Raw genomic sequence first — 24,490 nt, forward strand, 5'->3', positions numbered from 1 at the left:
TTTCGTCATTTTTTATTACAATAAGGTTTGCATATGGCATTTATACCCGATCTAGGGATTATGGAATGGGATCATACCCTTTGCCGCCCCAGGGGTTGCAGCTAAAAATACGTTTTATGGCCAGCCATCCACCCTTAAAAAGTCCGTGTTTTTTTAAGGCTTCCAAGGTGTATTGAGAACAGGTAGGGGAATAACGACAACTTGCGGGGGTATAAGGGGAAATGGCCAATTGATAGAACCTGACCAAAAGAACAAAAGGTGCTATCAATATTTTTTTCATTGCCTCCCTATTTTTGTTTTAGGCCCCGATAGCACGTTACCTCGTAAAAGAGTGACTATAGGTTAGGAAACACTAAACGTGGTTCCTTCTTTCCCGTCTTTCAATTGAATACCCAATTCGGCCAATTGGTCCCTGATTTTGTCCGAAGTGGCAAAATCCTTGTTCTCCCTTGCTTCTTTGCGCAATTGGATCAAAAGTTCTACAACGCCACTTAGTTTTTCGGTATCCGCATCCGTTCCGGTCCTATTTTCCAGTCCAAGAACATCAAAGACAAAATTTTGAAGGGTTCCTTTCAAAAGATCTTTGTCCGCTGAGGTAATGGTCTCTTTGCCTTCCTTGATCAGATTAATATGCTTAATGCCTTCAAATAGATTGGCGATCAATATCGGTGTATTAAAGTCGTCGTTCATGGCATTATAGCAGGATCGTTTCCATTGCTTTACATCAAAATCGGTGTCATCACCTACCGGAAGGCTATCCAAATGCCCAATGCCCTCCATTAATTTATTGAATCCCTTTTCAGAGGCAAGGAGCGCATCATTGCTTATATCCAGAATACTGGTGTAATGGGCCTGCATCATAAAGAAACGTACCATCGAAGGCGAAAATGCCTTGCTCAGAATGTTGTTTTCCCCGGAGAAAATTTCTCCCGGAAGAATACTGTTTCCGGTAGATTTGGCCATTTTCTTTCCATTAAGGGTAAGCATATTGGCGTGTAACCAATATTTTACGGGCGATTTTCCGTTGCTTGCCTCGGCCTGGGCAATTTCACATTCATGGTGTGGAAACTTTAAGTCCATTCCACCCCCGTGAATATCAAAGGTCTTACCCAAATATTTGGTGCTCATGGCCGTGCATTCCAAATGCCAACCGGGAAAACCATCTCCCCAGGGGGAGGGCCAGCGCATGATATGCTGGGGTTCCGCTCTTTTCCAAAGGGCAAAATCCTGAGGGCTTTTCTTTTCGTCCTGAGCGGTAAGTTCGCGTGTATTGGCAATCATGTCTTCCAGCTTTCTGCCGCTTAACTTGCCATATTCGTTGGATTCATTGAATTTAACAACATCAAAATAAACGGAACCGTTCATTTCGTAGGCATATCCTTTTTGAAGAATATCCTTGATGATTTCTATTTGCTCAATAATATGCCCTGTAGCGGTTGGTTCTATACTTGGTGGAAGAAAGTTGAATTTCTCCAAAATAGTATGAAAATCGACCGTGTACCGTTGCACCACTTCCATAGGTTCCAACTGTTCCAACCGGGCCTTTTTGGTTATTTTATCTTCCCCGTCTTCCGCATCGTCCACTAAATGACCGGCATCCGTAATATTCCTGACGTACCTTACCTTATACCCCAGATGCTTAAAATACCGAAAGATCATATCAAAAGACATGAACGTACGGCAATTGCCCAAATGTACGTTGCTATAGACCGTTGGTCCGCAGACGTACATCCCTATATGGCCGGGGTTTATCGGGGTAAATATTTCTTTCTTGCCACTAAGGGAGTTGTAAACTTTTATGGTTTGACGGTCATATAGATGCATGCAGGCAAATAAGGTTTAAAAATTGGTATCCAGATTAAGGTAGTCTAAAAATTCCCTGCGCACGGCTTCTTCCTTGAATTTGCCTCCATATTCGGCGGTTACTGTACTGCTATCGATATCGCGGATGCCCCTGGAATTTACGCAAAGATGCTTTGCATCTATAACACAGGCAACATCTTCCGTTCCCAAGACTTGTTGAAGCTCCCTAACAACTTGAATGTTAAGTCTTTCCTGTACCTGTGGCCTTTTCGCATAATAATCCACGATACGGTTCATTTTAGAAAGCCCTACTACGGTTCCATTGGAAATATAAGCTACATGGGCCTTTCCTACAATGGGCAAAAGGTGGTGTTCACAGGTAGAATAGAGCGTAATATTCTTTTCAACGAGCATCTCGCCATATTTATACTTGTTCTTGAAAGTAGAGGATTTAGGTTTTCTATCCGGGTGTAGTCCTCCAAAGATTTCGTTCACGAACATTTTAGCCACTCTGTTCGGAGTTCCTTTTAAGCTGTCATCTTCCAGGTCAAGACCTAAGGTGAGCATAATTTCCCTAACATTGTCCTTGATCCTGTCGATCTTGTCCTCATCGTTCAGAACAAAGGCATCTTCTCTTAAAGGGGTCTCTTCAGAAGATGAGAAATGATCGTTTCCCAACTGTTCAAAGTGTTCTTCCAATGTACCTTCAATTTTCATTTCAATATGACTTTAACAAGCTCCAAAGATATACAATATATGCCACTTTATACCATTTTATGGGCATTACACAACATAAATTAGTGTTAAGGACGGCCTTGGGGTATTTTTAACTTTCCAAATCTATGACCCTTTATGACACGTTTTTGTGTTGTTCTTTTAGTAAGTTTTTTACTTGGGATGCCTTCTCTTGCAGGACAGGTATTTCCTGATTGTTCCAATGCTGTTCCTATTTGTAGCAATACGCCTATAAATGGCGGTACCAATGGTATGGGAACGGACGATTTTAACGGATCGTCAGCTTCCGGATGCTTGGGCTTGTCTTCTAGTACAATTGAATCCAACTCTGCCTGGTATCATTTTAGGACTTCGGAAAGTGGACAGTTGGGGTTCAATATTGGATTTGATGCTTCGGAAGATTGGGATTTTGCCTTATATAGAACAGATGATTGTAATAATCTTGGGGAACCGGTACGGTGCAATTATTTTGATAATTCGGACAATAATATATATATCGGTGTAGGTGAAGATCCAACGGGAGCCGATAATTTTCAATACGATGATTGGCTACAGGTAGATGCGGGACAGGATTTTTATCTGCTCATAAATAATTTTAGCACTACCAATTCCGGTTTTTCCATTCAGTTTACAGGGAATATTTTTACGGATTTTTCAGGTACGGCCTTGGATTGCTCCATCATTAATAATTTATTGGGACCTCCAATAGCGGCCTGTGAAAACGATGCCATTGTTTTGGATGCTTCCACTGTGGGCGCTTCAACCTATGAATGGTATCTGGATTTGGGTATGGGTTATAATCGTATACCTGCCGAAAATGGACCAACGTTGAGTGTAGCGGTTTCCGCAATGTATCGGGTAGTGGTGGTCATGTCTTCTGGACAAAACCTTATTAGTGAGACCCAAGTAGCTTTTTCCCCTTCTCCGATTACGGAACCTTTAATAGATGAACTTGTTTGCTTGGATGGTACTACCTTGGACCTGTCGCAAAAAGATAACGAAGCCCTGGGGGGGCAAAGTCCGAATGAATTTCGGGTGAGCTACTACCTGTCCATGATCGATGCCATTGGCGGCGTAAATGCATTACCTAGCAATTTTGAGCCTACTATGGTATCTCAAACCATTTTTGTTAGGACCACTTCTATCGAAAATCCCCATTGTTATGACGTCTCAGAAACTTTTGAAATTAATGGCGTAGAACTTCCGAACCTTGGTTTCCCGACTTCCGTTTTTATTTGTGAGGATTCACAAGTTGTTACAATAGGTCAACCGATACAGGAGCCCAATTATACTTATTTATGGGATTCTGGGGAAACATCTTCGGAAATAACGGTCGATCAGGAAGGGACATATACTTTATCGGTTACAAATGTCCAGGGAACGATAAGTTGTGTATCGGTAAGGTCCGTGACCGTTGTTTTTTCCAGACCACCTATTATAGCAGATGTAGATATTGAATATGTGGATGACGATAATACGGTTACTGTCATGGTTCGGGAAGAAGGTGATTTTGAATATCAAGTAGATGGGGAAACACCTCAAAAATCCAATATTTTCACCGATCTGTTTCCGGGAATCCATACCGTGACCGTAACGGATATAAATGGTTGTGGGGTCGATACCGAAGAAATAGTAATACTGGGGTTCCCTAAATTTTTTACACCGAATGGAGATAATACCAATGATAGTTGGCATATTCCGGGAATTTCTGTTTTGGAAAACCCTGTCATAAGCATTTATGACAAATTTGGTAAATTAATAGCGCAACTGAATGAGAATTCCTCCGGTTGGAACGGTACATTCAATGGAATAATGTTACCGGAAGCTGATTATTGGTTTAAGTTAAGTTATACGGGTTCTGAAGGTCAAACCATCATGGCCAAATACATTGATAATCATTTCAGTCTTAAGCGTTAAGGATAGGCTGAGGGGTTTCAATACTGCATTTCATCGATTAACGGCCGAAAAAACCGATATAGGATACTAAAATGCCCTGAAGCAAGTTATTATATACGTTAAAGTATATTCATAGCCCCACATTTTATGCGAACTTTCCTTTGTATAGTCCTTTGTTTGTTCCTATATGTTCAGGAAACAAAGGCCCAAAACTCCCCGGATTGTAGAACAGCCATACCCGTGTGTGCGGATCAACCTATTATGGGGCTTGCAGACGGTAGCGGTGATATAGATGATTTTGATCCCAATGTCATTACCCGATCGGGATGTTTGGAAAAAGGAAGCGTTAGTTCCGCCAATATAGAGAACAATACCTCATGGTACGTATTTAGGGCCGGAACAGGCGGTCAGGTAGGTTTTGATATAGAATCGCTTCCTACCAATGGTGGTGCGGGAGTTCCCACGGCAGAGTGGGATTTTGCCGTTTATGGTCCGGATGTGGATTGTGGCGATATCAGTAATGGTGCGGCAGAACCGATCCGATGTAATTATGAGGTGAACAATACCCGTTTTACGGGGGTAGGGGTGAACCCGGAAAACGGACAGGCAGGAGCTCCTTTTTTAGTGGGTAGCCAAAACACTTATGATGAATGGTTGGATGTGCAACCCGGCCAAATTTACTATATACTCATAAATAATTTCAATACTAATTTTAACGGCGATCCGGAACCCTATATGTTGACTTTTACAGGGAATTCTGTACAGGCGGATCAAAATAACGCTTTGGACTGTACATTGCGGGATGAATTTCTTGGTCTGGATATTACGGCCTGTGAAGGTGACCCGGATATTACCTTAAGTGCCTTGAATTCACCGGCAGGTCCGGATATTGCCAGTGTGGAATGGACCGTTGATTATGAAGATGACGGCACAATAGACGCTATCTTACCGGGTTCAGGTACATTAGGGGCCGAACTGATTGTTTCCAGCCCTAATTCTGGCAGATATTTTGCCACTATAACCACTATTTCGGGAACACCGCCCACGGTTGCGGATGTCGGGGGGATTTTGATTACTTTTTACGGAATCCCGCAATTGGACCCGGCAAATCCCGTAGAAATTTTGGACACGAATTTATCCATAGACCCAGATCAAAATGATATTCGTTTTAACGTATTGGGCAATGGTGATTATGAGTATGCGATCAATGGGGGCGAGTTTCAGGATGACCCCGTGTTCTTGGATGTTCCACCTGGCATCAATACAGTCGTCATAAACGATAAAAATGGTTGTGGAACTACGGAGCCTATCGAGTTTTTGGTAGTTGGTTATCCTAAGTTCTTTACCCCGAATGCGGACGGAATAAATGATTCTTGGAATATAAAGGGAATTGAAACATTGACCGATCCCGTAGTCTTTATTTTTGACCGTTACGGTAAATTATTAAAACAATTGGGAGCTATAGGTGGATGGGACGGTACGTATAATGGTAAGCGAATGCCGTCTACGGATTACTGGTTCCGTTTTGAGTATGAAGAGGATGATGTGGGTGTTCTGGTCGCTAAGACAAGAAAAACGCATTTTGCTCTAAAGAGATGATAAAAAAAGCGGCTTTTAGCCGCTTTTTTTATATTATTTCCTATTATCCGGTCTTAGAAGTTCACCGTATAACTAAGTGTGGCATTGGTATTGATCCTATTTACTATGGCCGGAGTGGTAAGCCCGGTATCAAATAAACTTTCGTTTACGTCCTGCTCGGTTCTGCTAATGGCCAGATCCAATCGGCCGCTCCCAAAATTATACCCTATTCCGGTCGAATAACCCGTAAGATCATCAATGGTATTTCCATTTGCATAAGGGCTTTGTTCAAATCTATATCCTCCCCTAAGGCTAAATTGTTTAATTCTATATTCCCCACCGAGCCTAAAGGTGGAAACGGCTCCAAGCTCATTGGAAATCTGTGTGTTTACAGATTGAAAACCAACATCATTGGTAGGCCTTAGTTCCGCTTGGGAGAAATCTTGATACCCATAATCAAAGCTCAATAATCCATTTTTACCAAAGACCACGGCCAAACTACCGTTCAATTTACTTGGGATTTTGATGGTGTACGCTTCAAAGAGATTAACAATATTAAAATTGATGAATCCAATGCTGTCATCGGCCAATTCCGAGTTGATTCGCTGTGAAAAATCATCGGTTAACCGATACCAGGTCGGTGATTGATAACTTCCCCCTAAACGAACATATTCATTAAGTTTCGCAATTGCCCCTAAGCTAAAGGAAAAGGCGTTGCCTTCCGTATGTAATAGATTGTCAAAAGTGGTATTCTGAATTTCGGAATTCGAATCATAACCGTTTTCGTTGAACAAGTCTAGCCTGTCATATAAAATCGTATGGAAATTTAGAGATGCTCCCAAATAGAGCCTGTTCTTGTATTGTGATGCGGCGTTCAAAGTATATTTTCTGTTATAGCCCGAGGTTCTTCTACGGAACCGTTGATTTACCGTTGTATAGGAAGCATTGCTCACATAATCGGTATTATCATCATCCAAACTTACCGGATCAATAAGCCCACCATAATAACCAAGGAAGGTTTGCTGGTCCCCAAATCCTTGATTGGCACCAATGTCCAAATAAGCATTCTCTAAAAATTCACCGTCTTGTAGGAGAATGGAACCAAAAGGCACCCCCTGGGCAAAACTTAAAAAATAATTATCTATACCTTGATCGCTGTTTCCCGATGCCGAAAATTCATTTTCAAAATTTTTGACGATATCATAATTAAAAGCGAGCGTGAATTTTTTCCAATCGGCATCATTGTCCGTACTTCTAAAAACAAAGGCCCCGCCAATTTGGTTCAGATCGGTATCATTGAGTGTGGTGTTCACCCTGGTTCCAAAATAAGATGCATCATTATCCCTTGAATAATAGGTTCCCGAGATGGTCATCAAACTATTATTGAATACGGCGGAACCTGCCGGATTTATATTGAGGGCGGAAAAATCACCTCCAAGGGCCCCAAAAGCTCCTCCCATGGCCTGGAATCTAGCCGTTCCCTGTAGGTTTTCCGTTCCATATCTAAGAACGTCATTGATGTTTTGTGCACTACCAATAGTGCATAGCAATAGTATTATGAAAGTAAAATACCTTTTCATAGAATCTTTTTTAATTTATGCAAAAATACGAATTGATTATTGGCGTCTTCCACCACTTCTGCCGGAAGAAGATCTGCCCGAGCTGGATCTGGAACCACCACCGGAACTTCTATAACTTCCGGAACTTCTAGAGCTACCGCCCGAGCTTCTGTAGCTTCCACTGCTTCTAGAAGAGCTTCTGCCGGAACCGTATCCACTGCTTCGGGAGCTGCTATTTCCAGAACTGCGATAAGTTGAAGTTCTTTTCGGGGCTACGGTTCTTCTACTGGAGGTAGTTCCCCTTCTATATGTACTGGATCTGGAATTAGATTCGCTATATGCCCTATTGCCTCTGGAAGAGCTATAGGTTCTGGGAACCGCCCTGGTGCTTCTGCTGGTCCTATAGGCCCTATTTTGATCAACACCTACAGTTCTTCTGGTAGGGGTATTGCCGCGATATCTGCTCGAGCTTCTCGCCGTCGAATTTCTTGAAGATGTGTAGCGCGAGTTCGTACTTCTGTATCTTGGTGAATTTCCCCTGGTATTTATATTGGATCTTCCTCTTAAGGAAGTTGCGACAGAACTGTTTCTATTTCTGTTATAATAACCTCTTCTGCTACTGTTATATGCAAAATTTCTACCCCCGTAGCCATAGTGATTGCGACCGTAATAGCCGTATGGTAGCCCCCATCCATAACCATAACCTCCCCAGCCGTAGCCATAATAACCTCCTCGGCCCCAACGGTTCCATCTCCAGGGATTGTTCCAACCCCACCCATAACCATAACCTCCCCAACCATAACCGTAATATCCTCCGAAGCCATAACCTCCGCCCCATAACCAAGGACTGTTCCAGCCCCAACCCCAGTTATTCCAGCCGTTGTCATAGATATTGATGTTAACATTGGTAGCATTATCTCCCCAACCGCCATAACCTTGATAGTCATTGGAATTGTTGTAATAATCCGTAAGCTGATTTTGATTTATACTGTCATTTACGACTGTATTGCTCGCATAAGAATCGATATCCGTAAAAATTTCGTTTTCCAATATTTCATCATATTGATCCGCTTTTTGTCCAAAATAATCGGAATAGGTATTGGATTCCTTGCCTTTTTTTATGTACTGTCCCTGTGCAGGCCTTTTTTCTACGACTCTTGGCGCATCATCGGAATAAATACCGTCATTATCATAATAAGATGCTTGTTGATATGAGCCACAGGAAATGACCAATAGTGGAAGAACGGCCATCGTCATTACATTGCGGATTTTGTTGAGGGGTAGTGCGTATATCATGAGTCTAAAATTAATTGTTGGACATATTAAAAATAACTAGTTTTACCGAATTATTTTTCTACAACAGACACAAGTTTTGTGCCAAACTATGTATAATGGGTAAAAAATTAACTAAGAGAAGTGAGGATTATTCCAAATGGTATAATGAGCTTGTAGTAAAGGCCGATCTGGCCGAAAATTCAGGTGTTAGGGGTTGTATGGTCATAAAACCCTATGGATTCGCTATTTGGGAAAAAATGCAGGCCGGATTGGATAAGATGTTTAAGGAAACCGGTCATGAAAATGCCTATTTTCCTTTATTTATCCCAAAATCGTACTTAAGTAAAGAGGCCAGTCATGTAGAGGGGTTTGCCAAAGAGTGTGCCGTGGTGACCCATTACAGGCTTAAGAATGCCGAAGACGGTAGCGGTATTATCGTAGATCCCGATGCCAAATTAGAGGAAGAATTGATCGTAAGACCTACTTCCGAGACCATTATTTGGGATACATACAGAAAATGGATACAATCTTATCGCGATTTGCCATTATTGATCAATCAATGGGCCAATGTGGTCCGGTGGGAGATGCGTACACGGCTCTTTTTAAGGACGGCGGAATTTTTATGGCAAGAGGGGCATACCGCCCATGCCACCAAAAAAGAGGCCGTTGAAGAGGCGGAACAAATGATGAACGTGTATGCGGAATTTGTTGAGGAACATATGGCCGTGCCCGTAATTAAAGGAGTGAAAACGGCAAGTGAACGGTTTGCCGGAGCAATCGAAACGTATTGTATTGAAGCGTTGATGCAGGATGGAAAAGCATTGCAAGCAGGTACTTCCCATTTTTTAGGACAGAATTTTGCAAAGGCGTTTGATGTAAAGTTTGCCAATAAGGAAGGTAAACAAGAACATGTGTGGGCCACTTCCTGGGGGGTTTCCACAAGATTAATGGGTGCTTTGGTGATGACGCATAGTGATGACAATGGTTTGGTCTTGCCCCCAAAACTAGCGCCTATTCAAGTAGTCATTGTTCCTATTTATAAAGGAATGGAACAATTGGATGTAATTTCTGAAAGAGTTCAGCCTTTGGTCAAGGAATTAAGGGCTAAGGGGATTTCGGTAAAATTTGATAATCGCGATACGCATAAACCCGGATTCAAATTCAATGAATATGAATTGAAAGGGGTGCCCGTAAGATTGGCCATAGGTCAGCGTGATATGGAAAACGGTACTTATGAAGTAGCCAGAAGGGATACACTGGAGAAAGAGAGTGTTCCCATGGATGGCATTGTTGCCAAAATTGAATTTCTCCTAAAGGATATTCAGAAAAATATTTATGATAAGGCCCTTGGTTTTAGGGCCAAGCATATGACCAAGGTAGATTCTTATGACGAATTCAAAGAAATCTTGGAGGAAAAAGGAGGGTTTGTATCGGCACATTGGGACGGGACGGCAGAGACCGAAGAAAAGATAAAGGATGAGACGAAAGCGACCATAAGATGTATTCCTTTTAATACTGATAATGACGGGGGTAAGTGTATGGTTACGGGTAAACCATCTGCCAAACGCGTTCTTTTCGCCAAAGCGTATTAAAAGAATTCAAAAAATAATATAGCGGTGTTGCTATAGTAAAAAATAATTGTATTTTTGCACCCGCCTGAATGGTATAATTTAAAAATTGTGCCGGGAAGGATGATAGTTATGTAAGATAATGGCCCGTTCGTCTAGGGGTTAGGACGCCAGGTTTTCATCCTGGTAACAGGGGTTCGATTCCCCTACGGGCTACGAAAGGTAAAAGATTGAAAGTACAAAACTGTTTTAGTTTGTATTTTCGATATGGTTACTCAACATTTGGCCCGTTCGTCTAGGGGTTAGGACGCCAGGTTTTCATCCTGGTAACAGGGGTTCGATTCCCCTACGGGCTACAGAATAAAGTGGATAGTGGTATCCAGATAAAATATAATTAAAGTAGAAATGGCAAATCATAAGTCAGCATTAAAAAGAATCAGAAGAAACGAAGCGGTACGCTTGCGTAATAGGTATCAACATAAGACTACACGTAATGCTATAAAGAAGTTGCGTTCAGAAGAGAATAAGAAAGATGCTGAGGCACTTTTACCAAGTGTGGTGAGTATGATCGATCGTCTGGCGAAACGTAATATTATCCATTCCAATAAAGCGGCCAATCTTAAAAGTAAATTGGCTAAGCATGTAGCCGCACTTTAACAAGGTATAAAAACGAAATTTTGAAGAAGCCTTCCATAAGTGGAAGGTTTTTTTGTATTTGTTATTTCTCAAAAATTAATCCGTTTTTTCGGAATTCAAGAAGGCCTTATCCTTCGCATTTTTATAAACCCGATAATGAATAGGCAGTACATAGTACATATTAGGATTAAATGTGCGTCCTTTAATAAAGTCATATATAAGCCATTGTGATACGTTCCTATATACGTAATAATGGGATAAAAGGGGTAGAATACCAAAAGACCCAGGCAGATCCAAAAAAGCAAATCACTTTTTTTTAACCGTAAGTTGAATTGTCTATTTAACTCCAATAGGTAAAAAATAATACACCATATTAGAAAAAAAGATCCAAAACCAATGGCATAATTTTGCGGTGTAAGAAAAAAATCTTCAAAAAAAGGATTTATGGCGCTTATTACGGCAAACAGGACCGTTCCGAACCTGATTATGGTCTTATTGCGTTTATTCTTTATGCTTTGCCGAAAAATATAAAAAAAGAAAAAGTAAAAGAAAATATCAAAGATATTATAGATCAGGCTATTATTGAAAGAGGGACCTCCTTCGTATATAATTTGAAAGTTTTTATTTCGTGAAACTAAACCACCAAGTATTTCGTTCAAAAATGTATAGGCGAATAATATAGGTAGGTACTTTAATTTAGAATCAAAGTACTTTCTGTATTTTACCACGGAAATGATAAAGGCCAAACCATAGAACGGGATAAAAAAATTGGTTTTTATGATAGTAATTATTTCATCCATAGCGATGAAAATTAAAATGGGATTCGATTTTAGTTACTGTGGAGGAAAACCATTGCCCCTATTCATGGTAAGGCTTAACTTGTTGTGTTGAACGGGCTTTGCTATAACGGGTATAAAGGAGGCATAAGCAGCGCTTTTATTTTCCGATGAGGTGTTTCCCGTTCCTTTATCCAGATCTTGAAAATCATCGGACAATAATACCGCCTCGTTTTGTTGACCGGCAAGGTTAGCGATGTAAAAAAGAAACTCGTTCCCGTTTTTTTCTAGAGCAGGGGAAATCATGATCGAATTTTGTCTGGGATGGCGAATTTTGTCCCCATTGTCAAACTTTTCTTTATTGGGATAGTTGGAAAAATAAAAGCGTAAGGAGGTTATGTCTACATTGGCTTTTTTGGCTTCCTGTTCCACATAGTCCATATATTGTTTTATGGTTTTGTAATCGTAGGATACATAACGTGCCGCTATAAAGGAGTCTTTGGGTTTGACGGCATCGATCATCTGATTTTTTTGGTCGTGTGTTTTACTGTTATTTATAGAGTCTTCGTATTTCTCTATTAATTTAACCCTTCTTTTTGTGTAATTGTCATAGAAAGATTCGGCTTGGGCTATTGGGATTATTTGTGCAGGGGCGACCACTTCATTATTTTTTCCGTGCTGATCCGTTGATCGTTCTTTACAATTTATGAAGCCGATAAATAAGGAAATGCCCAATATTCTTATGAAGAATGCCTTTGACTTTTTCATTTTAGGGTTGTTTAAAGGGTTGATATTCATTTATGTGAAAATATCCTAAAGAACGGGGGAGGAGTCTTTGGGAGGCTTAAAGATATTAAATTAAGGATATTGGTATAGGACAGTGCCAGCTTTTCGATAAAATTCAATCGACTATTTCAGGAAAACCATAAAAAAATCCCGATTTCACATAAAATCGGGATTTATAATAAAATCGAGTTTTATGGTGACTTACTGGTTCATGGTCATTAAAAACTCTTCGTTGTTTTTTGTTTGTTTAAAGCGTTGTTCTATAAATTCCATGGCCTCTACCGGATTCATATCCGCAAGGTATTTGCGCATGATCCACATGCGTTGAAGTGTGCTTTCATCCAATAACAGGTCATCACGTCTTGTACTGGAAGAAGTAAGGTCAATGGCAGGAAAAATCCTTCTATTGGCAATTTTACGATCTAATTGCAGCTCCATATTACCGGTTCCTTTGAATTCCTCAAAGATAACCTCGTCCATTTTAGAACCTGTTTCCGTTAGTGCCGTTGCGATTATAGAAAGGGAGCCACCGCCTTCAATATTTCGGGCAGCACCAAAGAATCGCTTCGGTTTGTGCAGTGCATTGGCATCCACACCACCGCTCAGTACCTTTCCGGAAGCGGGTTGAACCGTATTGTACGCTCTGGCCAATCGCGTAATCGAATCTAGGAGAATGACTACGTCATGCCCGCATTCTACCAAACGTTTGGCTTTTTCCAAAACAATATTGGCGACCCTAACATGCTCGGTCGCTTCTTTATCAAAGGTTGATGCTACTACTTCCCCCTCTACATTACGTTGCATATCCGTAACCTCTTCGGGGCGCTCATCGATCAGGAGGATAATTTGATATACTTCCGGATGATTGGCCGCAATGCCGTTGGCAATATCTTTTAACAACATTGTTTTACCCGTTTTGGGCTGGGAAACGATCATGCCTCGCTGCCCTTTTCCAATAGGGGAGAACAAGTCGATTATCCTTGTGGAAATAGTGCTCTGCCTTTCGGCCAAATTGAATTTTTCCTGTGGGAAAAGTGGTGTCAGATGTTCAAAGGAAACCCTGTCCCTTACGATCTGAGGGTCGATACCATTGATCTTGTTCACTTTGATCAGTGGGAAATACTTTTCTCCTTCTTTCGGGGGGCGTACATTTCCTAATACCGTATCACCGGTTTTAAGGCCGAACAAACGGATTTGCGATTGGGAAACGTAAATATCGTCCGGAGAGGAAAGATAGTTATAGTCTGAGGAACGTAAAAAACCGTATCCGTCCTGCATGATATCCAAAACCCCTTCACTGGCAATAATACTGTCAAACTCATATTCAGGTTCTTTATACCTGTTTTTTAAGTCTTTGTCAAAATTGCTCTTGTCCTGATTATTGTTTCTGGGATGGTTTTGTTTTCTATTGTTTTGGTTCTTGTTCTGCTGATGACTTTTCTGATAATCTTTCTTGTTGACCGCATTGTTGGAAGACGGCTGCTGCCTTGGATTGGGCTTTCTGTTGTCCGCACCATCGTTACTTTTGGATTCATTTTCATTGGAATCCACCTTGACCTGTTCCTTTTTCTCTTCGGTTTTTTCCTCTTTTTCAACCTTTCGGACCACCCTCTTTTTTGGTTTTTGAGGTTTTTCCATAGGTGTTATTGTGGGGGAAACCGCCGCAGTTACTTTTGGGTTTGCGGCTTGCAAATCTAAGATTTGGTAGACCAAATCCAATTTCTTTAAAGTCTTGAACTTGGGAACATTAAGTTCTTTTGCTATTTCCTGAAGCTCAGGTAGCTTTTTTGATTTTAAATCTGAAATCTCAAACATTAAATATTGAATAAGTTATATGTATTATATGCACTAAGAAGTAAATTATTTTTTGGGTAATCGAACGGGAATGGTTTTCCCAGGTAAGTGTTATGATTATAACGCAGCAATAATACGAATTATTTTCAAGAATAGGGGGATATTTTTTAAAAAGACCTGTATTTTTGTTGTTTCAGTAGAAAAAAGAATATGATTCAAAGAATTCAAAGCATATATTTAGTGATAGTGGCACTAATTTCCGGTGTGCTAACGTTCTTTGTGAACCTGTGGTCAGATGCGAAAGGAGAGAAGATTTATGCCGGTGACGATATATTGATTTCCATATTGTTTTATGCATCCGCTATTTTAGCGTTATGGAGTATTTTCTTTTTTAAGAATAGAAAAAATCAGTTTGTGTTGAACAGACTTAATATAATATTGAACCTTTTTTTACTAGGATTTTTCGTTTATCGATCGCTAAACTTATCCGGAGAGATTTTGGTCTCTGAGAAGGGTATTGGGATGCTGATTCCTGTATTTTCTATCGTTTTTTTGGTCCTTGCCAATAGGGCTATAAAGAAGGATGAAGATCTTGTAAAATCTGTTGATCGTTTACGTTGAACCTTTTATCTTAGTAGTATTAGTGCGTAAAACCCGGGGTAGTTTCCGGGTTTTTTTCTTTTTGGACATTTCTCCCATTATACATCATACCACTTCTAATGTCAAGTTAGAAGTGGTATGATGTCTTTATGAATTGCTTTTTTGATATGCAGGGGACAATTAAAAGGTTGTTAACGTTTCCCCAATTCTATAATTTCCAGGTCTTTAATATCTGGTCCGTTAATCGTAAACCGCAACATGGTCCGTACTTGATGAAACCCATGTTTACCACAGGCACCGGGGTTCATATGCAGTACGCCCAGTTTTTTGTCCCACATGACCTTTAGGATATGGGAATGTCCACAGATAAAAAGTTTGGGGGTGTTTTTTTGTATTTCCGCTCTTGTTCTCGAATTGTATTTGGGGGGGTAACCCCCTATATGGGTTATCCAAACATCAACATCTTCGCAGATAAACCTGTTGTCCAATGGAAATTCCTTTTGGATAATATGGTCGTCAATATTTCCATAAACACCCCTTACCGGTTTTAATCCGGAAAGGGCATCGGTTACTTTTAAATGGCCAATATCTCCGGCATGCCATATTTCATCCGCTTGTCGGGCATATTTTAAAATAGCATTATCCATATAGGAGTGAGTATCCGAAAGCAGTAGGATTTTAGTCATGGATTAAATTATAGGCGCAAAATACGAAATACGAAAAATGTATGTATTCAAAACCCGTATTTCCCTTCTCGTATTTTCAACTTGTTTATCTTTGTTATCCACAAAACCGGCATATCCTATTGAGGTACTTTATTCAATTTTCCTATTTTGGACAAGCCTATCATGGTTGGCAAAATCAGCCCAATGCCGTAACCGTGCAATCTGTCTTGGAAGATACGTTGTCCAAATTATTGCGCAGTAAGATAGAAGTGGTAGGAGCGGGCCGAACGGATGCCGGTGTACATGCCAAGGAAATGTTCGCCCATTTTGATTTTGATAAAATCGACAACGGAACAGAACTGATCTATAGACTTAATTCCTTTCTTCCCAAAGATATTGCCGTACAGAAAATCATAGAAGCGAACAATGATGCCCATGCCCGGTTTGCTGCTGCTTCACGTTCGTATGAGTATTGGGTCTGTAATCACAAAAACCCGTTTTATAAGGATACCGCACATTTTGTAAAACAAGAATTGGATTTGGAGGCCATGAACAGGGCGGCTATTTTGCTCATGGGTAGAAAGGACTTTGAATGTTTTTCCAAGACCAATTCAGATGTAAAGACTTTTATTTGTAATGTAACCCATGCCGAATGGTCCTATAAAGAAGACTTGTTGGTATTTAAAATTACGGCGGATCGCTTTCTCAGGAATATGGTCCGTGCCATAGTGGGGACACTTCTGGATGTGGGCAGAGGCAGGTATTCCATAAGGGATGTTAATACCATCATAAAAAGTAAAGATCGCTCAAGAGCCGGTGCTTCCGTACCCGCAAAAGGATTATATTTGACCTCGGTTGTCTACCCCAATACTATTTTCAAGAATGGATAAAGATTCAGGCAAAGCTTTTGATACGCGACTTTTTAAGCGTTTAATCGCCCATACCCGTCCTTATAAACTTACTTTTTACGGTGTGGCACTGGCAGCGATATTGCTCTCCGGTTTTGCGGTCCTGACGCCCTTGGTCCTTCGTGAAATAATTGATGGAGCCATTAAACCTGGAGATGCCGAAAAATTAGTTTACCTGACCATCGCGATGTTGGCCGTACTTATTGGCCAAGTTACAAGCCAGCTTTTATTTAACTACTATGCCAATTGGTTGGGGGAATCCGTTATCAGGGACGTTCGTATCAATCTTTTTAAGAAGATGCTCGGCTTTCGAATGAAGTATTTTGACAATTCATCGCTCGGTGTATTGGTGACCAGGGCCGTTGCGGATATGCAACGTATCGGCGAGATTTTTAGTCAGGGCTTTTTCGTTATTGTGGCGGATTTGTTAAAGATGTTGGTCGCAGCAGTGGTAATGCTTATCATTAACTGGAAGTTAACATTGATCGTCTTTGCCCTACTGCCTATTATTTTATATGCTACGCGCTTGTTTCAAAAAGCAATGAAAGTTGCCTTTACGGAGGTTAGGGCAGAAGTATCCAATCTCAATTCCTTTGTTCAGGAACGCATTACGGGTATGAAAATAGTTCAACTGTTTACCCGGGAGAAAATAGAAAGCGAAAAATTTCGTGAAATCAATGAAAAACATAAAAATGCCTGGCTTAAAACAGTTTGGTACAATTCTATTTTCTTTCCCATAGCGGAAATAGTTTCTTCAATTACGGTAGGGCTTATTGTCTGGTACGGTGGTTTGCAGAACGTGGCCGGTATCTCGGACGATATTGCCGGAACCGTCTTTGCCTTCATTATGCTTATTGATTTGTTGTTTAGGCCATTGAGGCAAATTGCCGATAAATTCAATACCTTGCAAATGGGTATGGTCGCGGCAAATAGGGTATTTAAGATCCTTGATACCGACAGTACCATTGCGGATGTGGGAACTTTTGAAAAATCCGATGTGCAAGGAAATATCAGTTTTCGTAATGTCAGATTTGGTTATGTTAAGGATGAAGAGGTGTTACATGGAATTTCCTTTGATGTAAAGGCCGGGGAAACCGTTGCTATAGTAGGTGCGACCGGTGCCGGAAAATCTACCATCATTAATTTATTGAGTCGATTTTATGAAATCGATTCAGGTATTATTTTGGTAGATGGTGTGGATATCAAAGACTATAGACTATCGGATTTAAGATCTCATATTGCCGTAGTGCTTCAGGATGTCTTTCTATTTGCGGATACCATTACCAATAATATCTCGCTCAAAGACCCATCAATAAAAAATACCGATATCAAAGCGGCCGCAAAAGCTATAGGCGTAGATGAATTCATTACCGACCTACCGAGCGGTTATGCCTATAATGTAAAAGAACGCGGCACTATGTTATCCAGTGGACAAAGGCAATTGATCGCTTTTTTACGGGCTTATGTGAGCAATCCGAGCATTTTGATTTTGGACGAGGCTACCTCTTCGGTAGACACATATTCCGAGCAATTGATACAAAAGGCTACAGAAAAAATAACGCAAGGCCGTACCTCTATTGTTATCGCCCATAGATTGGCCACTATAAAAAAAGCGGATAAAATCATTGTTATGGACGCCGGCCAAATCGTAGAAATGGGTACGCACAAACAACTCCTTAAAAAAGGAGGATATTACAGCAATCTTTATGATGCGCAATTTTTGGCGGAAATTGCTTAGGCCTATGTTGTTTTAATCCCAAAACTTTGTTCCCTTAATATTTACATGTTCAAAAGGATAAAACCAGGGATATCGCCATTGAAAAATTTTAGGGAATACAAAAAGTCAATACGAGTTCCTTACCAATATTTTATGGTAAACTGCTGTTACCCCTGTTAAATCAGGTCTTGTTTTATCATTGCCCCCAATTGCGCAATGGAATCATAAAGAACAAATTCCCCGTTTTTAATATAGGAGATCAATCCCGTTTCCTCACTGACTACAATGCTCAAAGCATCTGTTTTTTCGGTGATTCCTACAGCGGCCCTATGGCGCAATCCAAAGCGTAATGGGATATTCCGTTCGTTGGAGACGGGGAGTATTACGCGGGTCGCAACAATATAATTATCTACAATAACTACCGCTCCATCGTGTAATGGACTGTTTTTGTAAAAGATACTTTCGATAATAGGTTGGGTAATTTCAATATTCATCCTATCCCCGGTGGATTTAATAAAATCGAGCGCATTATTCCGCTCTATGACCAATATGGCCCCTGTTTTCGTACTCGCCATTTTTTCACAGGCCCTTAATATGGCCTCAATATCTATCTCCGTGACCAATCCGTCCTGTTTTAAGAATTTAAAGTGTTTTACAAAATTGCGTTTGTTGGCAAAATTGGTGGAACCTATCATCAAAAGAAATTTCCGGATTTCCTGTTGGAATACAATGATCAGTGCGATCAAACCAACTTGCATAAAGGCCCCGACCATACTGCTGATCATTTGCATACCCAGAAGTTCCGTGAGCTTCCAAAAGGCCCAAACGATAACGATACCGATAAAGATATTGATGGCGACCGAACCTCTTACGAGCTTATAGATGTAATAGAGGAGAATAGCGACCAGAACAATGTCTAGGATATCCGTAATCTTAAAATCGATAAAATTAAAAAAATCCAATCGCTGATGTTTTTGTAAAATTAACAAAATTTGATGAACGAAAACCGGAACCTCCTATGCATTCAATTGCATATGTAGTTTTACGCATTCCATAGCCTCTTTAACGTCATGTACCCGTAAAATATGTGCCCCTTTGTCCAAAGCCGTTATATGCATTGCCGTAGTTCCGTTAAGTGCTTCGTTCGGCGTGGTATCCAAAAGTTTGTAAATCATGGATTTTCTACTGATTCCGACCAGAATAGGATGTCCCACCATTTGGAATAGGTCGAGGTTTTTTAACAATCGATAATTCTGCTCCAGGGTTTTTGAAAAACCGAACCCAGGATCAATAACGATATCCTTTATGCCATGAGCTTTGGCAACGGATAATCTTTCGGAAAAATAATAAAGAATATCCTTTTCCAATTTTTTATAAGCTGTCTTTCCTTGCATATTCTTGGGAGTGCCCCGCATGTGCATCATACAGTAGGGGATGCCTAATGAGGCAATGGTTCCTATCATTTTTTCATCCTGAAGCCCCGCGGATATATCGTTGACCATAGCTGCACCCAGGGCAACACATTCCTTTGCGACCTTGCTCCTAAAAGTATCAATGGAGAGTATGGCTTTGGGAAAATTGTTCAGGATGAGTTCCACTACGGGAACAATACGCTTAAGCTCCAATACCTCACTTACATCCGCTGCGCCGGGCCTGGAGCTATAGGCACCAACATCTAAAAAAGTGGCACCTTCCCTTAACATGATTTCTATCTGGGATAGTATATCACTTTCGTTCCTGTACTTTCCCCCATCATAAAAAGAATCGGGAGTTATATTTAAAATTCCCATAACCTTGGGAGTTTTCAGATCAATAAGTTCGCCTTTGCAATTTATGGTCATGGTTCTTATAAATGGATTTTCGTTTTTCCGGCAAGTTTAAACCGACAACTTTGATGATTACAAAATTTTAAGCGAAATTTACACAAATTACTAGGAACTACATGCAGGATACGGCAGAGCAGTACGACGAGGTCATTAGGGAATGTAGAGACCTCTACGAAAAGAAAATGAAGGATTACGGTTGCGCATGGCGAATTCTTAGATTGCCCTCCCTTACCGATCAGATATTTATAAAGGCCCAACGTATTAGAAGTCTTCAGGAGAATGCGGTACGCAAAGTAAATGAAGGTGAAAAACCTGAATTTATAGGAATCATTAATTATGCGATAATGGCCTTGATACAGTTGGAGCTGGGCGTTGCCGAACAACCGGATTTAAGTGCTGCCACCGCCATAAAACTATACGATCAACACATTGCGGGGACCAAACAATTGATGCTGGACAAAAACCACGATTATGGCGAGGCTTGGCGGGATATGCGTATTAGCTCCCTTACAGATCTGATTTTACAAAAATTGCTTCGCGTAAAACAAATAGAGGACAATAAAGGAAAAACCATGGTCAGCGAAGGTATTGATGCCAATTATCAGGATATGGTCAATTATGCGGTCTTTGCAATGATCCATCTGAAAAGTTTAGCAGCTTAAAGAGCTTATATGTTTATGATAATCAAGTACGAATAGACAAATCAATACTAAACCCATTTACAAATTATACATGAAATATCTCATAGGAATTGTTCGGATATTTGTTGGTGTTCTTTTTATCATCAGTGGCTATATAAAATTGAACGATCCCGTAGGCTTCTCGTTTAAACTGGAAGAATATTTTAGTCAGGGAGTATTGGACCTTCCGATTTTTATGCCTTATGCCCTGGCCATATCCATTACCGTTGTTATTTTGGAAGTGCTTCTTGGCATCATGCTGATCATTGGTTTTAAGCCTAAGTTTACCATTTGGAGCTTGTTGGGAATGATCGTATTTTTTACTTTCCTGACGTTTTATTCGGCCTATTTTAATAAAGTAACCGATTGTGGATGTTTTGGTGATGCCATTAAATTGACCCCCTGGGAGTCCTTTACAAAAGATATTGTTCTTCTTGTTCTTGTCCTTCTATTGATTTTTGGTAGAAGATGGATAAAGCCATTATTTAGTCCGGTTATGGCAAAAGTTATAATGATACTTTCCTTGGTTATGTGTTCGGCCTATGCCTATTATGTTTTGAACCACCTACCGGTAATCGATTTTAGGCCTTATGAGATAGGAAAGAATATTGAAGACGGCATGGGCGTGCCCGAAGGTGCCCCAAAAGCGATTTTTGAGTACGCATGGAAATTCAATGTGAACGGCGAGGAAGAAGTTATTGTTACCCATGGTGATTACCCTTCGGTGGATGGTGAGTTCATTAGCGTGGAAACAACCGAAATCCAGAAGGGATATGAACCATCCGTACATGATTTTACCGTTGAACAGGATGGACAGGATTACGCAACTGAATTATTGCAGGAACCCAAATTGGTCATGGTCGTTGCCTATGATTTGAGAAAATCCGATATGGAGGTCTTCGGAGCAATAAAAGAGGTTGCCGATCAAGCATTAAAAAATGGGTATAAGGTTATTGGTATGTCCGCTTCGGGACCGAATCAAACGGATAATTTAAAAAAGCAATTCAATTTGGATTTCGATTTTTACTTTACGGATGAAACGGCATTAAAGACCATTGTAAGATCCAATCCCGGTGTATTGGTATTGGAAAAAGGAACAATTGTGCAAAAAGTACATTATAACGATTTGAAGGATTTGAATTTTGAATAGTTTTCAAACTTCTTATTTTATAATTATAATTGGTTGAATTAGAGACTGGAAATATTTTAAATAAAACACAATTAAGGAAAATGAGAAACAAAATAGTAGCCGGTAATTGGAAAATGAACAAGAATTTAGAGGAAACAGCGGCTTTATTGGCCACGTTATCGGCGAAACTTCCGGATACGGGGGCCGAAGTCATGGTAGCCCCAACTTTTGTTAACCTTCCCGGAGCCGTTCGGGATTTGGAATCTTCCAAGATAGAAGTTATTGCCCAAAACATGCATTTTGCGGAGAACGGTGCTTATACCGGTGAAATTTCAGGCAGTATGTTACAGAGCATAGGGATAGACACCGTAATCATAGGACACTCGGAAAGGCGTGCCTATTTTGGGGAAACGGATGAAATATTGGCCAAAAAAGTTACTGCCGCACTGGCAAGAGGCCTTCGGGTAATGTTCTGTTTTGGAGAAGAATTGGAGGATCGTAAATCCGATAATCATTTTGCCGTTGTTGAACGTCAGTTAAAAAATGCATTGTTTTCTTTGGATGCGGGAGCCTGGTCTAAAATAATATTGGCCTATGAACCTGTTTGGGCCATAGGAACGGGAGAGACGGCTTCACCGGAACAAGCACAGGAAATGCATGCCTTTATCCGTAAGACCATAACCGATACCTATGGCGGTTCTATAGCCGATAATGTTTCCATTTTATATGGAGGTAGTGTAAAACCGGGCAATGCGTCCGAAATATTTTCAAAACCCGATGTGGACGGGGGGCTTATAGGCGGTGCCTCTTTAGTAGCTGATGATTTTATTGCTATCATAAATGCTATATAGGGCCATTCCTGCCTTATGGTCACGTTTAAAGATAGCTCAAACGGGAGTCGATAGTATTATGGAAATTTGTTCATGTCCAGTAACATATACATAGCATATAATTTTGTAGTAGAGCCATTGCAACCGGCCGCGGATATTCTTGTGGCGGAGTTGGGAGAGGCAGGTTTTGAAAGTTTTGTCGAAGAAAAGGAAGGCATTACCGCCTATATTCAAAAACAGGATTGGTCCCGCGATATTTTGGAGGGAATTAATATTTTGGGCAATCCAAGGTTTGAGATTAAATATACCTTGGAAGAAATAGCCCAAGAAAATTGGAACGCTACCTGGGAACAGAACTTTCAACCCATAATAGTGGATGGGATATGTGAGGTACGGGCTCCCTTTCACAAAAAAAAAGAAGTTGTTTATGATATTGTTATAGAGCCTAAAATGAGCTTTGGTACCGGACATCATGAGACCACGCACATGATGCTTCAGCACATACTTGATCTGGACGTAAAGGGCAAGTCCGTCTTGGATATGGGGTGCGGTACGGGAGTTTTGGCCATTCTTGCGGGAATGAAGGGCGCATCGGGCATAGAGGCCATAGATATAGACCATTGGAGCTATCAAAATGCCATTGAAAATGTAAGCCGTAACGGTTTGGATCATATTCATGTGCAAGAAGGGGATGTTAGTCTTTTAAATAAGCAAAAGTTTGACATCATTATAGCTAATATCAACAGGAATATTCTTTTAATGGACATCCCTTCTTATGTCCGATGCTTGAACCCCGGCGGCACACTTTTATTAAGCGGATTTTATAAGGAAGATTTAAAATTGATTACGGACAGGTGTACGGAGTTGGAGTTGCAATTTGAAAAAAATCTGGAAAAAAATAATTGGGTTGCGGCAAAATATGTATTTTAGGGAGCATCAAAGGAATTGTGATGAGTACTAAAGAAGAAATTTCCGAACAGTTGCTTTTAGATGAGGATACGGTTCGGCAAAATGAAATAGTTCTTTTTAATGATGAGGTCAATACGTTTGATCATGTTATAGAAACATTGATTTCCGTTTGTGAACATAGTCCTGAACAAGCCGAACAATGTTCCCTTATTGTTCATTATAAAGGCAGGTGTACCGTTAAAACGGGAGAATATGATGACTTAAAACCTCGTTGTTCAAAACTGTTGCAAGCTGGTCTGAGCGCAGAGATTGTGTAAACTTCTACCTATAAAGATTCTTTCTTGCGTTCGTTTTCCGCTAATTCCTCCTTTTTTTAATAGGTCCGGTAAAAACCTAATGAATGGTCAATGTGGTAATTTGCTCTTCAAAACTCCATAAACAAAGGTTCCGAGAACAGCGGCTAAAATGACGATGAGCATAGAATAAATACCGGCACCCAAAAGAACATACATCGGCCCCGGGCATGCTCCCGCCAAGGCCCAGCCCAACCCAAAAATGGTTCCTCCCAGAAGGTATCGGGTTATACTTTTATCTTTTGGAGGTAACTGTATCGGTTTTCCTTCCGTGCTTTTAACACGGAACTTTTTCATTAAAAAAAGACCTGATGCCCCAAAAAGAATCGCTGAACCAATTATTCCGTACATGTGAAACGATTGAAATTTGAACATTTCATAAATACGGTACCAGGATACCACTTCGGACTTGATTAAGATTATTCCAAAGAAAACCCCAACGAATAAGAATTTTAAAAACTTCATAA

At 40.5% G+C, this 24,490-nt stretch carries 23 protein-coding genes and 2 tRNA genes; 14 read left to right on the top strand and 11 right to left on the bottom strand.

Features of this window, described 5'->3' with window-relative positions; genetic code table 11:
• Positions 1-58 precede the first annotated feature (58 nt).
• The 3 genes from yidD to folE form a co-directional block, all read right to left on the bottom strand.
• Positions 59-280, bottom strand: coding sequence for a membrane protein insertion efficiency factor YidD (yidD, locus tag ACKWB9_RS08220; protein WP_414002534.1), 222 nt, complete (start codon positions 278-280; stop codon positions 59-61).
• Positions 281-342: 62 nt separating this feature from the next.
• Positions 343-1,824: a cysteine--tRNA ligase gene (cysS, locus tag ACKWB9_RS08225; protein WP_414002535.1), complete on the bottom strand. Its 1,482-nt coding sequence runs from the start codon at positions 1,822-1,824 to the stop codon at positions 343-345.
• A gap of 15 nt (positions 1,825-1,839) precedes the next feature.
• Entirely contained in the window at positions 1,840-2,520 is a 681-nt protein-coding gene (folE, locus tag ACKWB9_RS08230; RefSeq protein WP_414002536.1) for a GTP cyclohydrolase I FolE, read from the bottom strand.
• A 135-nt stretch (positions 2,521-2,655) separates the two neighbouring features.
• Here folE and ACKWB9_RS08235 point away from each other — a divergent pair, with 135 nt between their 5' ends.
• Together ACKWB9_RS08235 and ACKWB9_RS08240 are read left to right on the top strand one after the other, a co-directional pair.
• Positions 2,656-4,455, top strand: coding sequence for a T9SS type B sorting domain-containing protein (locus ACKWB9_RS08235; protein WP_414002537.1), 1,800 nt, complete (start codon positions 2,656-2,658; stop codon positions 4,453-4,455).
• 126 nt (positions 4,456-4,581) lie between these two features.
• Entirely contained in the window at positions 4,582-6,033 is a 1,452-nt protein-coding gene (locus ACKWB9_RS08240) for a T9SS type B sorting domain-containing protein (protein ID WP_414002538.1), read from the top strand.
• A gap of 53 nt (positions 6,034-6,086) precedes the next feature.
• Here ACKWB9_RS08240 and ACKWB9_RS08245 read toward each other — a convergent pair whose 3' ends face one another.
• Together ACKWB9_RS08245 and ACKWB9_RS08250 are read right to left on the bottom strand one after the other, a co-directional pair.
• The gene (locus tag ACKWB9_RS08245) at positions 6,087-7,592 is read right to left on the bottom strand and encodes an OmpP1/FadL family transporter (protein WP_414002539.1); all 1,506 of its coding nucleotides are present in this window, start codon (positions 7,590-7,592) and stop codon (positions 6,087-6,089) included.
• 36 nt (positions 7,593-7,628) lie between these two features.
• Complete coding sequence (locus tag ACKWB9_RS08250) at positions 7,629-8,867, bottom strand: hypothetical protein (RefSeq protein WP_414002540.1); 1,239 nt, start codon at positions 8,865-8,867, stop codon at positions 7,629-7,631.
• Between the two features lie 95 nt (positions 8,868-8,962).
• Here ACKWB9_RS08250 and proS point away from each other — a divergent pair, with 95 nt between their 5' ends.
• The 4 genes from proS (at position 8,963) to rpsT (ending at position 11,071) form a co-directional block, all read left to right on the top strand.
• Entirely contained in the window at positions 8,963-10,438 is a 1,476-nt protein-coding gene (gene proS / locus ACKWB9_RS08255) for a proline--tRNA ligase (RefSeq protein ID WP_414002541.1), read from the top strand.
• Between the two features lie 120 nt (positions 10,439-10,558).
• Positions 10,559-10,630: transfer RNA gene (locus ACKWB9_RS08260), tRNA-Glu, on the top strand.
• Positions 10,631-10,698: 68 nt separating this feature from the next.
• Positions 10,699-10,770: transfer RNA gene (locus ACKWB9_RS08265), tRNA-Glu, on the top strand.
• Positions 10,771-10,819: 49 nt separating this feature from the next.
• Complete coding sequence (gene rpsT, locus ACKWB9_RS08270) at positions 10,820-11,071, top strand: 30S ribosomal protein S20 (RefSeq protein WP_414002542.1); 252 nt, start codon at positions 10,820-10,822, stop codon at positions 11,069-11,071.
• Between the two features lie 812 nt (positions 11,072-11,883).
• Here rpsT and ACKWB9_RS08275 read toward each other — a convergent pair.
• Entirely contained in the window at positions 11,884-12,594 is a 711-nt protein-coding gene (locus ACKWB9_RS08275; protein WP_414002543.1) for a hypothetical protein, read from the bottom strand.
• Between the two features lie 219 nt (positions 12,595-12,813).
• On the bottom strand, positions 12,814-14,427 hold the full coding sequence (gene rho / locus ACKWB9_RS08280; protein WP_414002544.1) for a transcription termination factor Rho: 1,614 nt from the start codon (positions 14,425-14,427) through the stop codon (positions 12,814-12,816).
• A 189-nt stretch (positions 14,428-14,616) separates the two neighbouring features.
• Between rho and ACKWB9_RS08285 the strand changes: the two genes are divergently transcribed.
• Positions 14,617-15,027 carry a DUF4293 domain-containing protein gene (locus tag ACKWB9_RS08285; RefSeq protein WP_414002545.1) on the top strand — a complete coding sequence of 137 codons (411 nt, stop codon included), beginning with the start codon at positions 14,617-14,619 and terminating at the stop codon, positions 15,025-15,027.
• Positions 15,028-15,197: 170 nt separating this feature from the next.
• On the opposite strand, the gene ACKWB9_RS08290 is transcribed toward ACKWB9_RS08285, so the two are convergent.
• Complete coding sequence (locus ACKWB9_RS08290; RefSeq protein WP_414002546.1) at positions 15,198-15,692, bottom strand: metallophosphoesterase family protein; 495 nt, start codon at positions 15,690-15,692, stop codon at positions 15,198-15,200.
• A gap of 119 nt (positions 15,693-15,811) precedes the next feature.
• Between ACKWB9_RS08290 and truA the strand changes: the two genes are divergently transcribed.
• Both truA and ACKWB9_RS08300 read left to right on the top strand, forming a co-directional pair.
• Positions 15,812-16,561 (top strand): tRNA pseudouridine(38-40) synthase TruA, encoded by a 750-nt coding sequence (gene truA, locus ACKWB9_RS08295; RefSeq protein ID WP_414002547.1) that lies wholly within the window; start codon positions 15,812-15,814, stop codon positions 16,559-16,561.
• On the top strand, positions 16,554-18,317 hold the full coding sequence (locus tag ACKWB9_RS08300; protein ID WP_414002548.1) for an ABC transporter ATP-binding protein: 1,764 nt from the start codon (positions 16,554-16,556) through the stop codon (positions 18,315-18,317). Before truA ends, ACKWB9_RS08300 begins: the two co-directional genes overlap by 8 nt.
• A 155-nt stretch (positions 18,318-18,472) precedes the next feature.
• Here the strand turns inward: ACKWB9_RS08300 and cdaA are convergent, their stop codons facing one another.
• Positions 18,473-19,258 carry a diadenylate cyclase CdaA gene (gene cdaA, locus ACKWB9_RS08305; protein ID WP_414002549.1) on the bottom strand — a complete coding sequence of 262 codons (786 nt, stop codon included), beginning with the start codon at positions 19,256-19,258 and terminating at the stop codon, positions 18,473-18,475.
• 54 nt (positions 19,259-19,312) lie between these two features.
• Positions 19,313-20,137 carry a dihydropteroate synthase gene (gene folP, locus ACKWB9_RS08310; RefSeq protein WP_414002550.1) on the bottom strand — a complete coding sequence of 275 codons (825 nt, stop codon included), beginning with the start codon at positions 20,135-20,137 and terminating at the stop codon, positions 19,313-19,315.
• Positions 20,138-20,238: 101 nt separating this feature from the next.
• Here folP and ACKWB9_RS08315 point away from each other — a divergent pair, with 101 nt between their 5' ends.
• From ACKWB9_RS08315 to ACKWB9_RS08335, 5 genes are all read left to right on the top strand, one after another.
• Complete coding sequence (locus ACKWB9_RS08315; protein WP_414002551.1) at positions 20,239-20,784, top strand: DUF1599 domain-containing protein; 546 nt, start codon at positions 20,239-20,241, stop codon at positions 20,782-20,784.
• Positions 20,785-20,854: 70 nt separating this feature from the next.
• Positions 20,855-21,952 (top strand): BT_3928 family protein, encoded by a 1,098-nt coding sequence (locus tag ACKWB9_RS08320; protein WP_414002552.1) that lies wholly within the window; start codon positions 20,855-20,857, stop codon positions 21,950-21,952.
• A gap of 80 nt (positions 21,953-22,032) precedes the next feature.
• On the top strand, positions 22,033-22,782 hold the full coding sequence (gene tpiA / locus ACKWB9_RS08325) for a triose-phosphate isomerase (protein ID WP_414002553.1): 750 nt from the start codon (positions 22,033-22,035) through the stop codon (positions 22,780-22,782).
• Positions 22,783-22,854: 72 nt separating this feature from the next.
• A complete protein-coding gene (gene prmA, locus ACKWB9_RS08330; RefSeq protein WP_414002554.1) occupies positions 22,855-23,691 on the top strand; it encodes a 50S ribosomal protein L11 methyltransferase in 837 nt (278 codons plus the stop codon).
• Positions 23,692-23,711: 20 nt separating this feature from the next.
• Positions 23,712-23,987 (top strand): ATP-dependent Clp protease adaptor ClpS, encoded by a 276-nt coding sequence (locus ACKWB9_RS08335; RefSeq protein WP_414002555.1) that lies wholly within the window; start codon positions 23,712-23,714, stop codon positions 23,985-23,987.
• A gap of 87 nt (positions 23,988-24,074) precedes the next feature.
• Here the strand turns inward: ACKWB9_RS08335 and ACKWB9_RS08340 are convergent, their stop codons facing one another.
• The gene (locus tag ACKWB9_RS08340) at positions 24,075-24,488 is read right to left on the bottom strand and encodes a DUF6691 family protein (RefSeq protein WP_414002556.1); all 414 of its coding nucleotides are present in this window, start codon (positions 24,486-24,488) and stop codon (positions 24,075-24,077) included.
• Positions 24,489-24,490: the final 2 nt, after the last annotated feature.

The sequence above is a fragment of the Maribacter spongiae genome (assembly GCF_047345125.1).
In the GTDB taxonomy this organism is placed as follows: Bacteria; Bacteroidota; Bacteroidia; order Flavobacteriales; family Flavobacteriaceae; genus Maribacter.